The following is a 15,739-nucleotide window of genomic DNA, read 5'->3' on the forward strand; positions in this document are numbered from 1 at the left end:
ACATAACTCACAAAATTAGGTTGGGGGATACGAATGAAAAAAATGCTATTAGCGCTCAGCCTGTCTGGCGCACTTCTTGGCGGATCAGTTGCGTGGGCAGAAGAAAACGTAGCTGAGCCTGCATCTACAGCTGTTGCAACGGCAAGTGATGTGACTGCAACAGTCGCCGATACATCGGCAACCGTTGCGCCTGAAACGGTGACTGCCGCAGCTGCTCCAGCAGAGGCAGAAAAACCAACTTTAAATACAGGTGATACAGCGTGGATTCTTGTATCTACAGCACTTGTATTACTGATGACAATTCCCGGTTTAGCATTATTCTACGGCGGTATGGTTCGTAAGAAAAATGTGCTTGCCACCATGGCGCAAAGCTTTACTGCCGCAGCAGTGGTCAGCATCGTATGGGTGGTCATTGGTTATTCACTTGCATTTGGTTCTGGTAACGCTTTTATTGGTGGTTTCGATAAAATCATGTTATCTGGAATTACAACAGATGCGCTGAGTGGCACAATTCCAGAAATTCTTTTCGTTATTTTCCAAATGACTTTTGCGATTATTACCGTTGCCATTATCAGTGGTTCTGTGGCTGATCGTATGAAATTCAGTGCTTGGATCACATTTATTACGATTTGGGTCATTATTGTTTATGCACCGATTGCACACTGGGTATGGGGTGGTGGCTGGTTAATGAATGATGGCGCGCTTGATTTTGCTGGTGGTACTGTTGTTCATATTAACTCGGGTGTTGCTGGTCTAGTTGCTGCGTATTTACTGGGTAAACGTATGGGCTTAGGCAAAGAATCTATGGCACCACATAACTTAACTTTAACTGTATTGGGTGCAAGCTTGGTATGGGTCGGTTGGTTTGGTTTCAATGGTGGTTCTGCTTTAGGTGCCAATGGTTCAGCAGCGTATGCTTTGGTCACAACTCAAATCGCAGCCGCAGCGGCAGCAATTGCTTGGTTAGTGGTTGAAAAAATTGTTCGTGGTAAAGGTTCAGTATTGGGTGCAGCATCGGGTGCAGTTGCTGGTCTGGTTGTGATTACGCCAGCGGCAGGTTTTGTGACAGTAAGCGGTGCGTTGATCATGGGCTTAATCGGTGGTGTAGTGTGCTTCTGGGGGATCTCTGGTCTTAAACGTATCCTTAAAGCAGATGACTCATTGGATGCATTTGGTTTACATGGTGTAGGTGGTATTGTTGGTGCGATTTTAACAGCAGTATTTGCCAGCTCATTCATTATGGGCGACAAAGCACCGACAGATGTTATGCATCAATTATGGGTACAAGTTGAAGGTGTGTTAGCAACAATCGCATACTCAGCAGTTGTGACCTTTATCCTACTTAAAATTATCGATGTGGTGATTGGGATCCGTGTTGAATCTGATGATGAACGTATGGGTCTTGATTTAAGCCAACATGGCGAACGTATCGAATAATCAATCTAATTAGAATAATAACTATATATAGTATAAAACAGTCCGTAAGGGCTGTTTTTTTTCCATATCTTGCGAAAGGCTCAACAAAATCAGGTTTTTTTGCTACACTAGATGAAATCATGAATTTTGTTCAATAAAACCACTATGCATTGTCCATTTTGCAACGCTGCAGATAGTAAAGTAATCGACTCTCGTTTGGCCGCTGAAGGTAGCCAGATTCGTCGACGTCGTGAATGTATCAGTTGTGGCGAACGTTTTACGACATTTGAAAGTTATGAAGTGGTCATGCCACGCGTGACCAAGTCAGATGGTAAAAATGAACCGTTTGACGAAGCAAAATTACGACGTTCTTTAATGCACGCTTTACAAAAAAGACCCGTGACTCAAGAACAGATTGAAACCGTCATTAGTGATATTCAATTGCAAATTCGCCGCCTCGGTGAACGTGATGTACGTTCACGCACCATTGGTGAAATTGTCATGAAATCTTTGTTTGCATTGGATCATGTGGCTTATGTGCGTTTTGCGTCGGTGTATCAAGATTTTCAAGATATTGATGCGTTTCGTCATCAAATTGAACAAATGCAAGATCGTGGGCAAGACCACTAATTTTATTTTTGAACGTTATTGATTAGGAATTTTATGTCTGAGTTTGATTCAAATTCTAAACCCGAAGATTATGTCAACATAGATCAGGTTTGGATGCAGAAAGCAATTGAGCTCGCGAAGCTTGGACAATATTCCACACGACCAAACCCGAACGTCGGTTGTGTCATTGTAAAAGATGGGCAATGGGTGGGAGAGGGTTTTCATCCTAGAGCTGGTCAGCCACACGCCGAAGTTTTTGCCATGCGTCAAGCAGGCGAGTCTGCCAAGGGCGCAACCGCGTATGTCACTTTGGAACCTTGTGCGCATTATGGCCGTACACCACCTTGTGCTAAAGGCTTGGTTGAAGCGGGTGTCAGCAAAGTTGTTATTGCATGTGCTGATCCAAATCCTTTGGTGGCGGGAAAAGGCGTGGATATTTTACGCCAGGCAGGGATTGAGGTTGAAACAGGGGTTTGTGAGCAACAAGCGGCTCAACTCAATCAAGGCTTTTTAAAAGCAATGGCAACGGGTGTGCCTTATGTGCGGTTAAAGGTTGCGTCAAGTTTAGATGGCCGTACAGCAATGGCGTCTGGTGAGTCTAAATGGATCACTGGGGCTGAATCACGTCAAGATGTTCAGCATTGGCGGGCTATTTCAGGTGCAGTGATTACCGGGATCGATACCATTTTGGCAGATGACCCTCAATTAAATGTGCGTTCATTGGGTGATATTGATATTGCAACGATTGTCCAGCCTAAGCGGGTGATTTTAGACCGACAAGGGCGTTTGCCACTCAATGCTCAAATTCTTAGCGCGCCTGAAACAGTGATGGTCATGGGACCATTTCGTCAAGAACTTGCCAAGCTGGGCGTGGTACAATTAGAAGTACAATCTTTAAAAGATTTGCTTACGACTTTAAAAGATTTCCAAATTTACGATGTGTTGGTTGAAGCAGGTGCGACATTATCCACTGCATTTTTGCAGGAAAAACTGGTGGATGAATTAATCAGTTATGTTGCGCCAACCTTTTTAGGACAATCAGCACGTGCCATGTTCAATGCCGAATTTGAAACGATGGCACAACAATTACGTTTTAAGTTACAAGATGTTCATCAGTTTGGTGATGACATTCGCTTAAGACTTATCCCTTCACAAGAGTCAGTATGAATCCAGAGTCAACATCATCGGTTTACCATAAACGTCGTCATGCTGCGCGTACAACAGATGAATATCTTTTTCATCAGTTGGTTCCCTATCTGGGAAACAAACGTCGTTTGTTGCATCTGATTCTTGAAGCGCTTGAAATCACAGGTACTTTGAATCCTAAGGGTAAACGCGCCCCGATTTTTGCCGATTTTTTTGCAGGCAGTGGGGTGGTTTCACGTTTAGCACGTCAAAATGGCTATCGGGTGATTGCCAATGATTGGGAACCGTATAGCCATGCATTAAATCATGCCATTTTGGCATGCACAGATGCACCTGCATTTAAAGAATTGGGTGGGTATCAAAAAGCCATCGATTATTTAAACCGTTTACCTGAAGTGAAAGGATGGGTTACGCATAACCTTTGTCCGCGGAATGATGAAGTTTATGACCCCGCACGAGACCGTTTATTTTTTAAACGCCGTAATGGGATGCGTATAGATGCAATTCGTCAGCAAATTGCCACTTGGCAAGCACAGGGTGCAATTGACGATGTAGAAATGAGTGCCTTATTGGCACCTTTGCTCTATTCAGCAAGTTTTGTCAGTAATACCAGCGGTGTATTTAAAAGCTTCCATCATGGTTGGGGCGGTAAGACCCAAACTGCGTTGGAACGGATTGAGTCGTTATTGTGGCTTACACCGAGTCGCTTTAGTGAAGTCGGGCAAAATAAGCAGAAAACACCGATGGCAGAAGTGTGGTGTGTAGATGCACAGCACTTGGCAAATCAAATGAGTGGTTTTGAAGTCGATGTGGCTTATCTAGATCCACCGTATAACCAACATGCCTATAGTAGTAATTATCATGTACTCAACTCGCTAACACTGTGGGATCAAGTTGATTTACCGACACCGGATACCAAAGGTTTTAAAAGTGGGATTGACCGTGCATGGCGTAAAGAACGCCCAAGTCCTTATAATTCTTCTAAGCATGCACAAGAAGCTTATGAGAATTTGTTGGAAACGATTAATGCGCGTTATATTCTCACCAGTTACTCAACCGATGGAAATATTGAGGCCAAAGACTTATTGGCGGCCAATCTGAAACGTGGCAAAGTCACCTTATTGACTCAGGATGTGCCTCGTTATCGTGTCAGTAAACAGCGTCAGTCTGAGCGCGCACGTGTGCTTGAGTTTATTGTAATCACCGATACCCATGCTAAGTCTGGACCACCATTGCGTCAGCTGTTGGGTCAACTCTATCATTTTGCAGAATTGGGTGGTGTGGATACATCAGGTGTAAGTACGCAACTGGCCTTATGGTAAGAATGCACCTTTGCCTTTAAAATATGGGCAAATGCAAAATAAACACGATTGAACTTCATCAGTTCCTCTCACTGCAGCAGTAGGTAGAATTATGTTCACAGGTATCATTGAAAGTTTGGGTAAAGTCGAAAGTTTACAAAATGTAGGCGGTGATGTGCGCTTACGTATTCAGACAGACTTGGATATGTCTGATGTACATTTGGGCGACTCTATTGCAACCAATGGGATTTGTTTAACTGTGATCGATTGGGGTGAAAACTGGTACGCTGCTGATGTGTCCCGTGAAAGCTTAAATCGTTCGACTTTAGCAAGTTGGAAAGCGGGGCAAGTGGTCAATGTAGAAAAAGCAATGTTGCCAACAACACGCTTCGGTGGACATATCGTTAGTGGACATGTCGATGCTGTGGGTGAAATCACCGTAGTGCGTTCAGATGCTCGCTCACTGTATTTCGAAGTCACTGCACCTGTTGAAATTGCTAAATATTTGGCTGAAAAAGGTTCTGTGACTGTAGATGGAATTAGCCTCACCATCAATCATTTACGTGGAAATATCTTAAGTTTAAATTTAATTCCACATACTGCTGAACGGACCAATATTGGAACGTGGAAAGTGGGTTCTCAAGTGAATTTAGAAGTCGATGTATTGGCACGTTATATAGAAAGATTGTTACTTGGCGATAAAGCTGCTGAGCCAAAAGCTGAGTCTAAACTCAGTATGGAATTTCTGGCAGCCAATGGTTTTTTAAAATAAATAAAAACCAAACCTGATTCAAAAAAGCCTAATTTATTTAGGCCTTTTAATATATACATGATTAAATTAGGCTAATATATCGTGAATTCTTCTGTAAGAGAGTTGAGTATTGCTTGAATTTTTATTGCATTTAGAACAATTATTGCCCACTTTTTTAGAAAATTACGGGCTGTGGATTTATGCCATTTTGTTTCTAATCATTTTTGCAGAAACTGGCTCAGTCTTTATGTTTTTTCTCCCTGGCGATAGTTTATTGATCGCTGTCGGTGCTTTATGTTCTACCGCTGAATCTGTGCATTTGCACTATATGGGTGTGTTGCTGATTATTGCTTCAATTTTGGGGTATATGGTGAACTATTATACGGGACGTGCGCTGGGTTTTAAATTTTTCCACGCGCATTCACGTTGGTTTAAGCCTGAATATATTAAAAAGACCAACCATTATTTTGAAAAGCATGGTGGAAAAACCATTCTGGTTGCCCGTTTTGTGCCTTTTGTTCGTTCTTTTGCTCCTTTTGCAGCGGGTGCAGGGCATATGAAAATGCCTGTATTCATGTTGTATAACATTTTAGGCGGATGGATTTGGATTGCGCTGTTACTTGGTGCGGGTTATGGCGCGGGTAATTTATTATCCTTACTGCTCGATTCATTTTAATCAGATTCAAACTGTCGTAAACTGCCCCGATGAATAAGCCGAATGCTGATCCTCAACATTCGGCTTATTGATATTGAGAATAGAATAAAAACGCGAATGGTTTTATTTAAGAAATCAGCTGTATTTATTAAAATAATCTGCTGCTGTTTTTACGCACTGACACAAAAAAATATCCAGAAAGTGCAAACAGAAAAAGCTTTCAAATCGCCAAAGTGCTAACATTTTGCAAGTTTTAAAATCTTAATGCTGGTGAGCAAAAATGTTAATACAACGTGGTGGGTTAAAAGTTGTGGCTGGGCTTGGAATTTCAGGCGTTTCAGCCGTAAATTTTCTTCATGAAAATGGCTACCGTGTTGCAGTCACAGATTCTCGTGAAGTTCCACCAGGACATGAGCAAATTCCAGCAGCAGTTCAAACCAGCTTTGGTCAACTCGATCAAGATTTACTTTTACAAGCTGAAGAGATTGTCATTAGTCCGGGGTTAGATCCTCAGTTGCCAGCAATTCAAGCTGCGATTGCAAAAGGCATTCCCGTCATCAGTGAAATTCAAATTCTCTGCCGTGCTACAGATAAACCGATTGTGGCGATTACTGGTTCAAATGCAAAAAGTACCGTGACCACTTTGATTGGTTTAATGGCGCAAGATGCAGGGGTTAAGGTTGCAGTAGGGGGTAACTTGGGGCGTCCTGCTTTGGATTTAACCCATGATGATCCAGATGTTTATATCCTTGAACTTTCCAGCTTTCAATTGGAAGCAACCTCGAGTTTAAATGCAGAAGTGGCTGTGGTCTTGAACATGAGTGAAGACCACTTGGACCGTCATGGGGATATGGCAGGTTACCATGCGGCAAAACATCGTATTTTCCAAGGTGTGAAAAAAGTCGTATATAACCGTGACGATTCATTAACTCGCCCATTGGTACCAGATGTCACACCGATGCAAAGCTTTGGGCTCAATGCACCTGATTTAAAACAATACGGTATCCTAAGAGAAGATAACGGTACGATTTGGTTAGCGCGAGGTCGTGAACGTCTACTCAAAAGTTCAGAGATGTATATCCAAGGCACGCATAATGTTGCCAATGCTTTGGCATGTTTAGCTTTGGGTGAAGCGATTGGTTTACCAATGGACAAAATGCTTGAAACCTTAAAAACCTTTAAAGGTTTAGAGCACCGTTGCGAATTCGTTAAAGAAGTGAATGGTGTTCGTTATTATAATGATTCTAAAGGCACCAATATCGGTGCAACTTTGGCGGCATTGGACGGTTTAGGTGCTGCAATTGAAGCCCAAGGTGGTCAGGTTGCTATTATTTTGGGTGGTCAGGGCAAAGGGCAGGACTTTACTGCACTACGTGAGTCTCTGCAAAAATATGCCAAAGTTGCGGTACTGATGGGTGAAGATCGCTCAATCATTGAAAATGCCATTGCAGGGACAACAACGCTGCTACATGCAGCATCTTTGCAACAAGCTGTAGAACTTTGTCAACAACATACGCATGCGCAAGATGTAGTGCTATTATCACCTGCATGTGCAAGCTTTGATATGTTTACAGGCTATCCTGAGCGTGGTCATCGCTTTGTTGAATATGTAAATGCTCTAAACTAAAAAGAATCATAAGGAAATAAAGTATGGCTGGGTTAGCTCAGACGACTATAAGTAAGATTCACCAAGTGTATGATCGCTGGATGCCAAAATTGCCGGCAGAGATTACACCGCGTAATGTACTGATATTTTGCGTCATTTCATTGTTGTGTATTGGTACGGTGATGGTGGCTTCGGCTTCAATGCCTTATGCCGAACGAATGCATGAAAACGAATTTCACTATGTGATTCGTCATGCAATTTCGATCGTGGTGGCTTTTGTTGCGGCGGCAATTACCTATCGAGTTTCACTCAACCTTTGGTTTAAAAATACCTTTCCATTGTGGTTGATCACCATTGCTTTATTACTCGCCGTCTTGGTGGTGGGTACAGAAGTCAATGGTTCAACACGCTGGATTCGTGTAGGTGGATTTACCTTGCAGGCAACCGAAGTCGCCAAGGTGATGATGGCCATATTTACCGCAGACTATGTGGTTCGTCGTGCTGAAGAGGTCCGTAATAATATTAAGGGCTTGGTACGTCTAGGTGTGGTGATGTTGCTGACGGTCGGACTAATTATTGCAGAGCCTGACTTAGGGGCAACAGTGGTGATTGCTGTTTCGATGCTGGGTGTGTTCTTCTTGGCTGGTGCACCCATGATCCAGTTCGGCTTTGCATTTGGTGCGATTCTGGTGGCATTTGTATCCTTAATCGTGTTTGAACCATATCGTTATGAACGCTTAATGTCATTCTCAAACCCTTGGGCTGATCCTTTGGGCTCTGGTTATCAATTGTCGAATGCCTTGATGGCCTTTGGTCGTGGTGAATGGTTTGGGGTAGGCTTAGGACATAGTATTCAAAAAATGTCTTATTTGCCTGAAGCACATACTGACTTTATGTTGGCAATTTTAGGTGAAGAATTCGGTTTCTTTGGTATTTCGACCGTTTTGCTGCTCTCATTTGTGATGTTGATTTGCTGTATTCGTATCGGTCAGCGTGCGCTCAATCATCAATATTTGCGCGCAGGTTACTTGGCTTACGGGATCAGTATTATTTTCTTATTACAGATCTTGGTGAATGCGGGTATGAATATGGGCATGTTGCCGACCAAGGGGCTAACGCTTCCATTTATTAGTTATGGTGGTTCATCTTTAATTATGTGTGCGGTGATGATCAGTTTAATTCTCAAAATTGATGCAACCACCAAGGATGCCAATCCAGCGCGAGAAGAGTCTAGTTTTTAATTTTTTATTGAACTTAAATAGACAAGCCATTTGATCACAAATGGCTTTTTTTATGGGTGATTTAGTTTGGATTTTGCGTATTGCAATATTTTAATGCCGATTGGGTGGTTTTAAATTTTACCCAATCCCAAGTTTGATAACCGGACTCACTCAGCCCTAATACATCTATCGCTGTTGGGGAATAATAAAACGAAGTTTCCAATACATCATTGGCATAAATCTTGATCTGATGTTTTCCAGAGGTATTTGCAAGTTTAAGTTTGATTGGGGTTTTGTGATCGACCTTGATGATTGCAGAGCGATCGACTTGAACTGAATAAGTTGGTAATGGTTTACCCCATTGTTCACGTGGTGCGCCACTCATTTCATCAACAACAGCAGTTTTAGAAATCGGGGAAATACATAAAATTGCCATTTGTGCATAGACCTCGGTGAGGCCTGTGATCATGAGAAAACTCAGCGTTATTAGATTTTTTAAAAGGTTCATCTCAATCCTGAATGATGTTGGTATTCTTATGTTGGTATTCTTATGTTGGTATTCTTATGTTGGTATTGTTGCTTAATCAGGGATTACTGATAAATGGATTGTAGCGTTGTCCCTTGAGGAATGCGAGAAATATCCCATTGAGCGACAGCTTGAGCCAACATGAGATCTGGCTGATCTAGGTCTACTGGAGCTTGTCCAAGTGCTATAATCGCTTGTAACAGCAATTCAGGTGCATGTTTGAGATCAAGCGCTTGCGCAAGGTTTTGTTTAGAGAGTTTTTGCCCCAAATGATTCATGGCGAGGGGTAAGTGCATATATTCAAGAGCGGGATACCCCAAAAGCTGTCCTAGCCAAATTTGACGTTCAGTATTATCCAATAAATCCGCACCACGCACGACATGGCTGATTTCTTGTAAATAATCATCGACAACGACTGCCAGTTGATAATTGATAATGCCATCACGACGCTTTAGTACAAAGTCACCCAAATCGCGTTGTAAGTTCGCGCAATGTTGTCCTTGCAAGCGGTCATTGAAACAAATGTTTTGATCAGAAACTTTTACACGAATGGCTTGGTCTTGAAAGTCGAGCTGTTTGTCTCGGCAGGTGCCAGCATAGATATGATTTGAGCCTAATATTTTACGGGTACATTCACAGGCATAAATGAAATGTTTTTGTTTGAGTTGTTCGATTACAGATTGATAAATGTCTAAGCGATGTCGTTGATAAATGATTTCAGCATCAGATTGGAAGCCAAAAGCATCTAGGCACTTTAAAATATGCTGTTCACTATCAGGGTAAATACGAGGGATATCCGTGTCTTCGATGCGGACGATCCATTGCCCATGATGAGCTTTAGCGTCGCAATAACTCGCGACAGCGGTTACTAAGGAGCCAAAATGTAATGGCCCTGTGGGGGAGGGTGCAAACCGACCTTTGTAGGCAGTACTCTTCCTCCCTCCCTTTGGAAAAGAGAGGGTTGGGGAGGAATTTGACACAGTATTAACCGTTATTTTGCTTCTCTTTGATCTCTGCAAGGGTTTTACAGTCGATACATAAAGTTGCAGTTGGTCGTGCTTCTAAACGGCGTAAACCAATTTCGATACCGCAAGTTTCACAGAAACCATAGTCATCATTTTTAATCGCTTCAATAGATTGCTCTATTTTACGAATAAGTTTACGTTCACGGTCACGGGTACGTAATTCGATGGCAAACTCTTCTTCTTGCGTCGCACGGTCATTTACATCAGGTAAAGAAGAAGATTCATCTTGCATTGTATTTAGGGTGCGATCCACTTCCGACATCAATTCTGCTTTCCATGCCAGCAAAATTTTACGAAAATGTTCGAGTTGCCCCTCAGACATGTATTCTTCATTTTTCTTTGGCTGATAAGGCTCGATACCGAATAGACTTGCTGTAGTACCGTTTTCATTGGTCTTCGGCTTGGTTTTACGCACTCGCTTTACAGACTTATCATCTGCAATTGCTGTTTGTTCTTCCAAGACTTGATTTTGGTTGTCATTCGCCATAAAGGGCATTCCTCATCATATACGTATTATCTATACGCAAAAAATATGGTGATATGCAAGTATTTTTATCACTACCAACAGAATGAATCTATCGGGGGCGTCATCATATAGATTTTTTTACCAAGATGAAAGTCACCTAACCCTGAATTCGACTTTCTGCATATCTCGTTGGACGAATAACTTAATAGAAAAAAACCAAAATGAAAAGCTAGTAACCTGAAATTTCTTCATTAATTGTAACTTTGAAGTGATCCAAGCGGTGTACAGCGGTCTCAAATTCACCATTGGCTTTTAAATGTAAGCAACGGTAACCAGGCGCAATTGGATCAAATGAAAACTCTTGGCTGAGGGGTTTAAATTGTACACACGTCGCAGGAGTAGAAATAAACTGTATTCCATTCCATACATTATAGGATTCTTGATGAACATGACCATGTAACACGGCTTTGATGTTATCAAAGGGTTCGAGTACGGCTTTTAATTCATCGGCATTTTTGAGCTTATGTTGATCGAGCCATTTGGAATGCATATCAAAAGGATTGTGATGACAGGCGATAAGGATAAATTTGTCACGCAATTGTTCCAATAGCCGTTTTAGATGGACCAATTGTTCCGTTTGAATGTTTCCATCAGTACGTCCACCCACAGCACTATTCAGCAAAATGATACGCCATTGATCTAACTCAATCACTGCTGGAATAGGTTCTGGCGAATGGAACGGGAACAAGTTGATATTGTCGTGATTTCCCGGAATTTGATAAAAATCGACACCAAAACGCTGCATATATTCTAAATAGCGCGCATAAGTTTCTGGAAATGCAGCTTGAGCCAAATCACCAGTATGTAAAATCAGATCGATATTTTTATAGCGTTGCTGAATATCATCCATGACGGCATGAAAGCTTTCTTCAGGATTAATCCCGACAAACTCTGCATCAGGTTTATCCATCAGGTGTGTATCTGTGATTTGGATAATCACTCTATCTTTATCTGTTTGCGGCAATATCTCTGATTGCATGCCTTTCCCCTAGACATCTTCAAATGCATGCAAGTGCTGTTGTAGCCATTGCAAAGCCATAATCACAGGTGCATTTTTTAAACGATTACTTTTTAATAATAGACTCAAATCTGAATAATCAATGATATGAAGTTGGATATTTTCACTTTCATCTGGCATACCAAACACACCACCTTCAGCAGGTAATGCGGCTTGCGCAACATAGAGATGAAAGATTTCATCACATGCACCAGCAGATGGATAGAAGCTAAACAGATGTTTGATTTGGTTTAATTCACATCCAGATTCTTCGATGCTTTCCCGTCGAATGCAACTTTCTGGAGATTCATCTCCATCAAGTACGCCTGCAATGATTTCGAGTTGCCAAGGTGAAATTTCATCATCAATTGCCCCCACACGAAACTGTTCAATCAATGCAAATTTTTGTTGTTGATCATTATAAATCAGTACACCAGCAGCTTCTTTACGGCGAATTAATTCACGTTGAATGGCTGAGGTATATTCAGTTTGATTAAATAATCGGTGTCGCAAGCTCACTTTTTCGACTTGAACAAAACCTTTAAAGGCATATTCACGAGATTGTATTTCTACATCATTATGGGTGTAGGTTGCTTGCTGAATGATGTTCATGTGCACAGTTAGGATGAAACATATTCACTTCATCCTAACTGAGAAATAGTGAAAGACAAAAGTTTTTTTTAATCTTTACACTTTATGGTACAACTTTTGCCCTTGTTCCTGATAAACGGATTTCATGGTTTTGAGACCATCTTCTATAAGCGTTTCGCTATTTACAGGGTGGGCTGCATTTTGTTGATTTTGTGCATAATCTCGCACGTTTTGGGTGATTTTCATCGAACAGAACTTAGGTCCGCACATTGAACAGAAGTGTGCTGACTTATGTGCTTCTTTAGGCATGGTTTCATCATGCATTGATCTTGCAGTATCAGGATCTAAGCTGAGATTGAATTGATCTTCCCAACGGAACTCAAAGCGTGCTTTAGATAAAGCATTGTCACGAACTTGTGCGCCCGGATGACCTTTGGCTAAATCCGCCGCATGGGCTGCGATTTTATAGGTGATAATCCCGTCTTTAACATCTTTCTTATTGGGCAGACCCAAATGCTCTTTAGGGGTTACATAACACAACATTGCAGTGCCGTACCAACCAATCATCGCTGCACCAATCGCAGAGGTAATATGATCATAGCCTGGAGCAATATCGGTGGTGAGGGGCCCAAGAGTATAGAAAGGTGCTTCCTGACAAACTTCAAGTTGCAAGTCCATATTTTCTTTGACCATATGCATTGGAACATGGCCTGGTCCTTCGATCATGACCTGAACATCATGTTTCCATGCACGATGGGTCAGTTCACCTAAAGTGCGTAATTCAGAAAATTGCGCTTCATCATTGGCATCCTGAATACAGCCCGGACGTAAACCGTCGCCTAAGCTGAAAGATACATCATAGGCTTTCATGATTTCGCAGATTTCATCAAAATGCGTATAGAGGAAGTTTTCTTCATGATGTGCCAAACACCATTGCGCCATGATCGAACCACCGCGTGATACGATCCCCGTTAAACGATTGGCTGTCATCGGCACATAACGTAATAAGACCCCAGCATGAATGGTGAAATAATCGACACCTTGCTCCGCTTGTTCAATCAGGGTGTCTTTAAAGATTTCCCATGTCAGGTCTTCAGCAACACCATCGACTTTTTCAAGTGCTTGATAAATTGGTACCGTACCAATTGGAACTGGTGAGTTGCGGATAATCCATTCACGGGTTTCATGGATATTTTTACCCGTCGATAAGTCCATGATGGTGTCAGCACCCCAACGGGTTGCCCAAGTCATTTTCGACACTTCTTCATCAATCGATGAACCCAAAGCTGAGTTGCCAATATTGGCATTGATTTTTACCAAGAAATTACGCCCAATGATCATGGGTTCGCATTCAGGATGGTTAATATTGGCTGGAATAATGGCACGACCTTCAGCGACTTCTTTACGCACAAATTCAGGGGTAATCTCCATGAGGTTGTGTGCACCAAAATTTTGCCCTGCATGCTGGCGCATATCGACACCTTCATGCTGGCGCTGATTTTCACGAATCGCAATGTATTCCATTTCAGGCGTGATGATGCCTTGTTTGGCATAATGCATTTGTGTGACATTGTTGCCTGTTTTTGCACGACGTGGTTTTTGAATATGGGCAAAACGGATTTCAGCAGTACGAATATCTTTCAGACGTTCTTGGCCAAATTTAGAGGTTAAGCTGGCTAAATGCTCAGTATCGGCACGTTCTTCAATCCAAGTTTCACGGACATTGGGTAAGCCTTTATTCAAATCAATGTGTACGTTGGGATCGGTATAAACACCTGAAGTATCATAGACCATAATTGGTGGATTTTTTTCACCACCAAGGCCAGTCGGAGTATCCGTGAGTTCAATTTCACGCATCGGTACTTGAATATCTGGGCGTGAACCTTGGATATAAACTTTTTTAGATGCGGGTAAAATTCGAGTCAGATCTTTGGCTTCTTGCTCGTGTTGAGCCAATTGATCAGCAGGGGATAGATTCGTTAATTGGTTCATTACAATGATCCTTATGAATGACATCAACGAATCAAGCACGACCAAAAACGGTGGCAAATTTAGTCTATTTTATCTGCTAAACTCATCATCAGAATAAAGCGCTATTGCGACAAAAATAGATAAACTATGGGCTGTCAGTTTTTAGATGCTTGATTCCTACGCAGGTCTTAACCTGATCAGGTTCAACGGTACTTTAGTTTAAGTTTTGGCAAGGAGATGCAAAACTGACTAAATCTCAGCGAGGAATTACTCGCGCTCCGTCAAGCGATATTCAAATCTTAGCATGTTCTCATTGAAAATATGCTGGCATGCCGATATCAATTTCAATTATTTTTTTGAGCCAGAATTTCTTCGACAGATTTTCTAATTTTTTGTTCAAATGCTTCACGTTGTACCCGGATCTCTTGCTGCTCAGGTGAGTTATCTTCAGGATACTGGCTAGATGGTTTTGGCATTTGTTGCCAAAGCGTTTCACTTGCATTGATTAAATTCACAAATTTCTGTGCAGCTGTGCGACTTGCAGTTTTACTTTTTGCAATTTTTTCAATCGCTTTGATTGCTTGTTCATCTGCAATTTTATTGTCATCGAACCAGAGCGTGCGGGTGTTATCCTCGCCTTGAAAAAGTGCATTACGGTATTGTTCAATGTTCTCTATGACTTGAGGTTTAAAATGGTTGTTGGGGTAATCTTTATTGAATTTTTCCCAATATAACAATCGATTGGCCACCTCATCAAAACTAATTGCTAGCCCTGCGTCCATAATATAGTTGGCACCTGTATACTCTTTACGGATCTGTTTAAAGTAAACCTGATCTGATTTTTCTAAATAGGGTACAAAAATATCCAGATCATATTGTGGATGCTGTACAAAGGTGTATTCACCTTCACCGATATAAAATTTTGCTAAATATAATTCCTTTGCGTGATCAACTAAATATTTCTCACGTGGTTTTAACTTTTTATACAGTTCTTGTTTTTGTTGAGCTGTCATAGACTGACCGTCTGCAAGTGTATCGGTCATATATTGAAAGACTTCAGGCGAGGCATCGGTGATGAGTTTTTGATAAATGTTTTCAATTTTTGCTTGCCATTGATAGCGTGTTTTTAACGGGGCAGATGCGAGGCATTTTTTTAGTAATTGATTGAGGTCATTTAAATCTTCCACGATGACCGTTTTTTCTAATTTTTTGATGCTTGTATCTATCTCGTTACAGTCTTGTGGAAGTGCTGATATTTCAGCTGTACTGGTCTGAGTTGCTTTAGATGCTGCTTTAGTCGTCTCAATTGTTTGATTATTCTTGTGTTTTTGGCAAGCGCTGAATAGGGTACACAGGCAGAGAGTTGTGAGTGATAGATGTTGTTTTAAAGCTTTCATAG

General features: G+C 41.6%; 15 protein-coding genes and 1 riboswitch. Of the genes, 8 read left to right on the forward strand and 7 right to left on the reverse strand.

The window, feature by feature from the left end; translation table 11 throughout:
• Positions 1-33 precede the first annotated feature (33 nt).
• From GJV03_RS02650 to ftsW, 8 genes are all read left to right on the forward strand, one after another.
• Positions 34-1,437 (forward strand): ammonium transporter, encoded by a 1,404-nt coding sequence (locus tag GJV03_RS02650; RefSeq protein ID WP_056517581.1) that lies wholly within the window; start codon positions 34-36, stop codon positions 1,435-1,437.
• Between the two features lie 144 nt (positions 1,438-1,581).
• Entirely contained in the window at positions 1,582-2,046 is a 465-nt protein-coding gene (nrdR, locus tag GJV03_RS02655; protein ID WP_004725286.1) for a transcriptional regulator NrdR, read from the forward strand.
• A gap of 33 nt (positions 2,047-2,079) precedes the next feature.
• Complete coding sequence (gene ribD / locus GJV03_RS02660) at positions 2,080-3,192, forward strand: bifunctional diaminohydroxyphosphoribosylaminopyrimidine deaminase/5-amino-6-(5-phosphoribosylamino)uracil reductase RibD (protein ID WP_004725287.1); 1,113 nt, start codon at positions 2,080-2,082, stop codon at positions 3,190-3,192.
• The gene (locus GJV03_RS02665) at positions 3,189-4,493 is read left to right on the forward strand and encodes a DNA adenine methylase (protein ID WP_154129407.1); all 1,305 of its coding nucleotides are present in this window, start codon (positions 3,189-3,191) and stop codon (positions 4,491-4,493) included. Before ribD ends, GJV03_RS02665 begins: the two co-directional genes overlap by 4 nt.
• A gap of 91 nt (positions 4,494-4,584) precedes the next feature.
• A complete protein-coding gene (locus GJV03_RS02670) occupies positions 4,585-5,244 on the forward strand; it encodes a riboflavin synthase (protein WP_154129408.1) in 660 nt (219 codons plus the stop codon).
• Between the two features lie 109 nt (positions 5,245-5,353).
• On the forward strand, positions 5,354-5,899 hold the full coding sequence (locus GJV03_RS02675) for a VTT domain-containing protein (protein WP_004725292.1): 546 nt from the start codon (positions 5,354-5,356) through the stop codon (positions 5,897-5,899).
• A gap of 259 nt (positions 5,900-6,158) precedes the next feature.
• Positions 6,159-7,505 carry a UDP-N-acetylmuramoyl-L-alanine--D-glutamate ligase gene (murD, locus tag GJV03_RS02680; protein WP_154129409.1) on the forward strand — a complete coding sequence of 449 codons (1,347 nt, stop codon included), beginning with the start codon at positions 6,159-6,161 and terminating at the stop codon, positions 7,503-7,505.
• Between the two features lie 23 nt (positions 7,506-7,528).
• Positions 7,529-8,725, forward strand: coding sequence for a putative lipid II flippase FtsW (ftsW, locus tag GJV03_RS02685; RefSeq protein ID WP_004725295.1), 1,197 nt, complete (start codon positions 7,529-7,531; stop codon positions 8,723-8,725).
• A gap of 61 nt (positions 8,726-8,786) precedes the next feature.
• On the opposite strand, the gene GJV03_RS02690 is transcribed toward ftsW, so the two are convergent.
• From GJV03_RS02690 to GJV03_RS02720, 7 genes are all read right to left on the reverse strand, one after another.
• Positions 8,787-9,173: a hypothetical protein gene (locus GJV03_RS02690; RefSeq protein WP_252720672.1), complete on the reverse strand. Its 387-nt coding sequence runs from the start codon at positions 9,171-9,173 to the stop codon at positions 8,787-8,789.
• Between the two features lie 122 nt (positions 9,174-9,295).
• A complete protein-coding gene (gene gluQRS, locus GJV03_RS02695; protein WP_151956298.1) occupies positions 9,296-10,210 on the reverse strand; it encodes a tRNA glutamyl-Q(34) synthetase GluQRS in 915 nt (304 codons plus the stop codon).
• Between the two features lie 4 nt (positions 10,211-10,214).
• Complete coding sequence (gene dksA, locus GJV03_RS02700) at positions 10,215-10,742, reverse strand: RNA polymerase-binding protein DksA (protein ID WP_004725300.1); 528 nt, start codon at positions 10,740-10,742, stop codon at positions 10,215-10,217.
• A gap of 208 nt (positions 10,743-10,950) precedes the next feature.
• Positions 10,951-11,760: a 3',5'-cyclic-AMP phosphodiesterase gene (cpdA, locus tag GJV03_RS02705; RefSeq protein WP_056517571.1), complete on the reverse strand. Its 810-nt coding sequence runs from the start codon at positions 11,758-11,760 to the stop codon at positions 10,951-10,953.
• Positions 11,761-11,769: 9 nt separating this feature from the next.
• Complete coding sequence (locus GJV03_RS02710; RefSeq protein WP_004725305.1) at positions 11,770-12,390, reverse strand: NUDIX domain-containing protein; 621 nt, start codon at positions 12,388-12,390, stop codon at positions 11,770-11,772.
• Between the two features lie 75 nt (positions 12,391-12,465).
• Positions 12,466-14,361, reverse strand: coding sequence for a phosphomethylpyrimidine synthase ThiC (gene thiC / locus GJV03_RS02715; RefSeq protein ID WP_034612636.1), 1,896 nt, complete (start codon positions 14,359-14,361; stop codon positions 12,466-12,468).
• Positions 14,362-14,497: 136 nt separating this feature from the next.
• A riboswitch (TPP riboswitch) is annotated at positions 14,498-14,631 on the reverse strand.
• Between the two features lie 53 nt (positions 14,632-14,684).
• Positions 14,685-15,737: a hypothetical protein gene (locus GJV03_RS02720; protein ID WP_154129412.1), complete on the reverse strand. Its 1,053-nt coding sequence runs from the start codon at positions 15,735-15,737 to the stop codon at positions 14,685-14,687.
• Positions 15,738-15,739 lie beyond the last annotated feature (2 nt).

This window comes from Acinetobacter sp. RIT698 (assembly GCF_009668065.1).
Taxonomy (GTDB): domain Bacteria; phylum Pseudomonadota; class Gammaproteobacteria; order Pseudomonadales; family Moraxellaceae; genus Acinetobacter; species Acinetobacter guillouiae.

Bases quoted from the DNA above. Each gene is read 5' to 3' on its own strand.
- GJV03_RS02650 (WP_056517581.1), top strand. From the start codon at position 34: ATGAAAAAAATGCTATTAGCGCTCAGCCTGTCTGGCGCACTTCTTGGC.
- nrdR (WP_004725286.1), top strand. From the start codon at position 1,582: ATGCATTGTCCATTTTGCAACGCTGCAGATAGTAAAGTAATCGACTCT.
- ribD (WP_004725287.1), top strand. From the start codon at position 2,080: ATGTCTGAGTTTGATTCAAATTCTAAACCCGAAGATTATGTCAACATA.
- GJV03_RS02665 (WP_154129407.1), top strand. From the start codon at position 3,189: ATGAATCCAGAGTCAACATCATCGGTTTACCATAAACGTCGTCATGCT.
- GJV03_RS02670 (WP_154129408.1), top strand. From the start codon at position 4,585: ATGTTCACAGGTATCATTGAAAGTTTGGGTAAAGTCGAAAGTTTACAA.
- murD (WP_154129409.1), top strand. From the start codon at position 6,159: ATGTTAATACAACGTGGTGGGTTAAAAGTTGTGGCTGGGCTTGGAATT.
- ftsW (WP_004725295.1), top strand. From the start codon at position 7,529: ATGGCTGGGTTAGCTCAGACGACTATAAGTAAGATTCACCAAGTGTAT.
- GJV03_RS02690 (WP_252720672.1), bottom strand. From the start codon at position 9,173: ATGATCACAGGCCTCACCGAGGTCTATGCACAAATGGCAATTTTATGT.
- dksA (WP_004725300.1), bottom strand. From the start codon at position 10,742: ATGGCGAATGACAACCAAAATCAAGTCTTGGAAGAACAAACAGCAATT.
- cpdA (WP_056517571.1), bottom strand. From the start codon at position 11,760: ATGCAATCAGAGATATTGCCGCAAACAGATAAAGATAGAGTGATTATC.
- GJV03_RS02710 (WP_004725305.1), bottom strand. From the start codon at position 12,390: ATGAACATCATTCAGCAAGCAACCTACACCCATAATGATGTAGAAATA.
- thiC (WP_034612636.1), bottom strand. From the start codon at position 14,361: ATGAACCAATTAACGAATCTATCCCCTGCTGATCAATTGGCTCAACAC.
- GJV03_RS02720 (WP_154129412.1), bottom strand. From the start codon at position 15,737: ATGAAAGCTTTAAAACAACATCTATCACTCACAACTCTCTGCCTGTGT.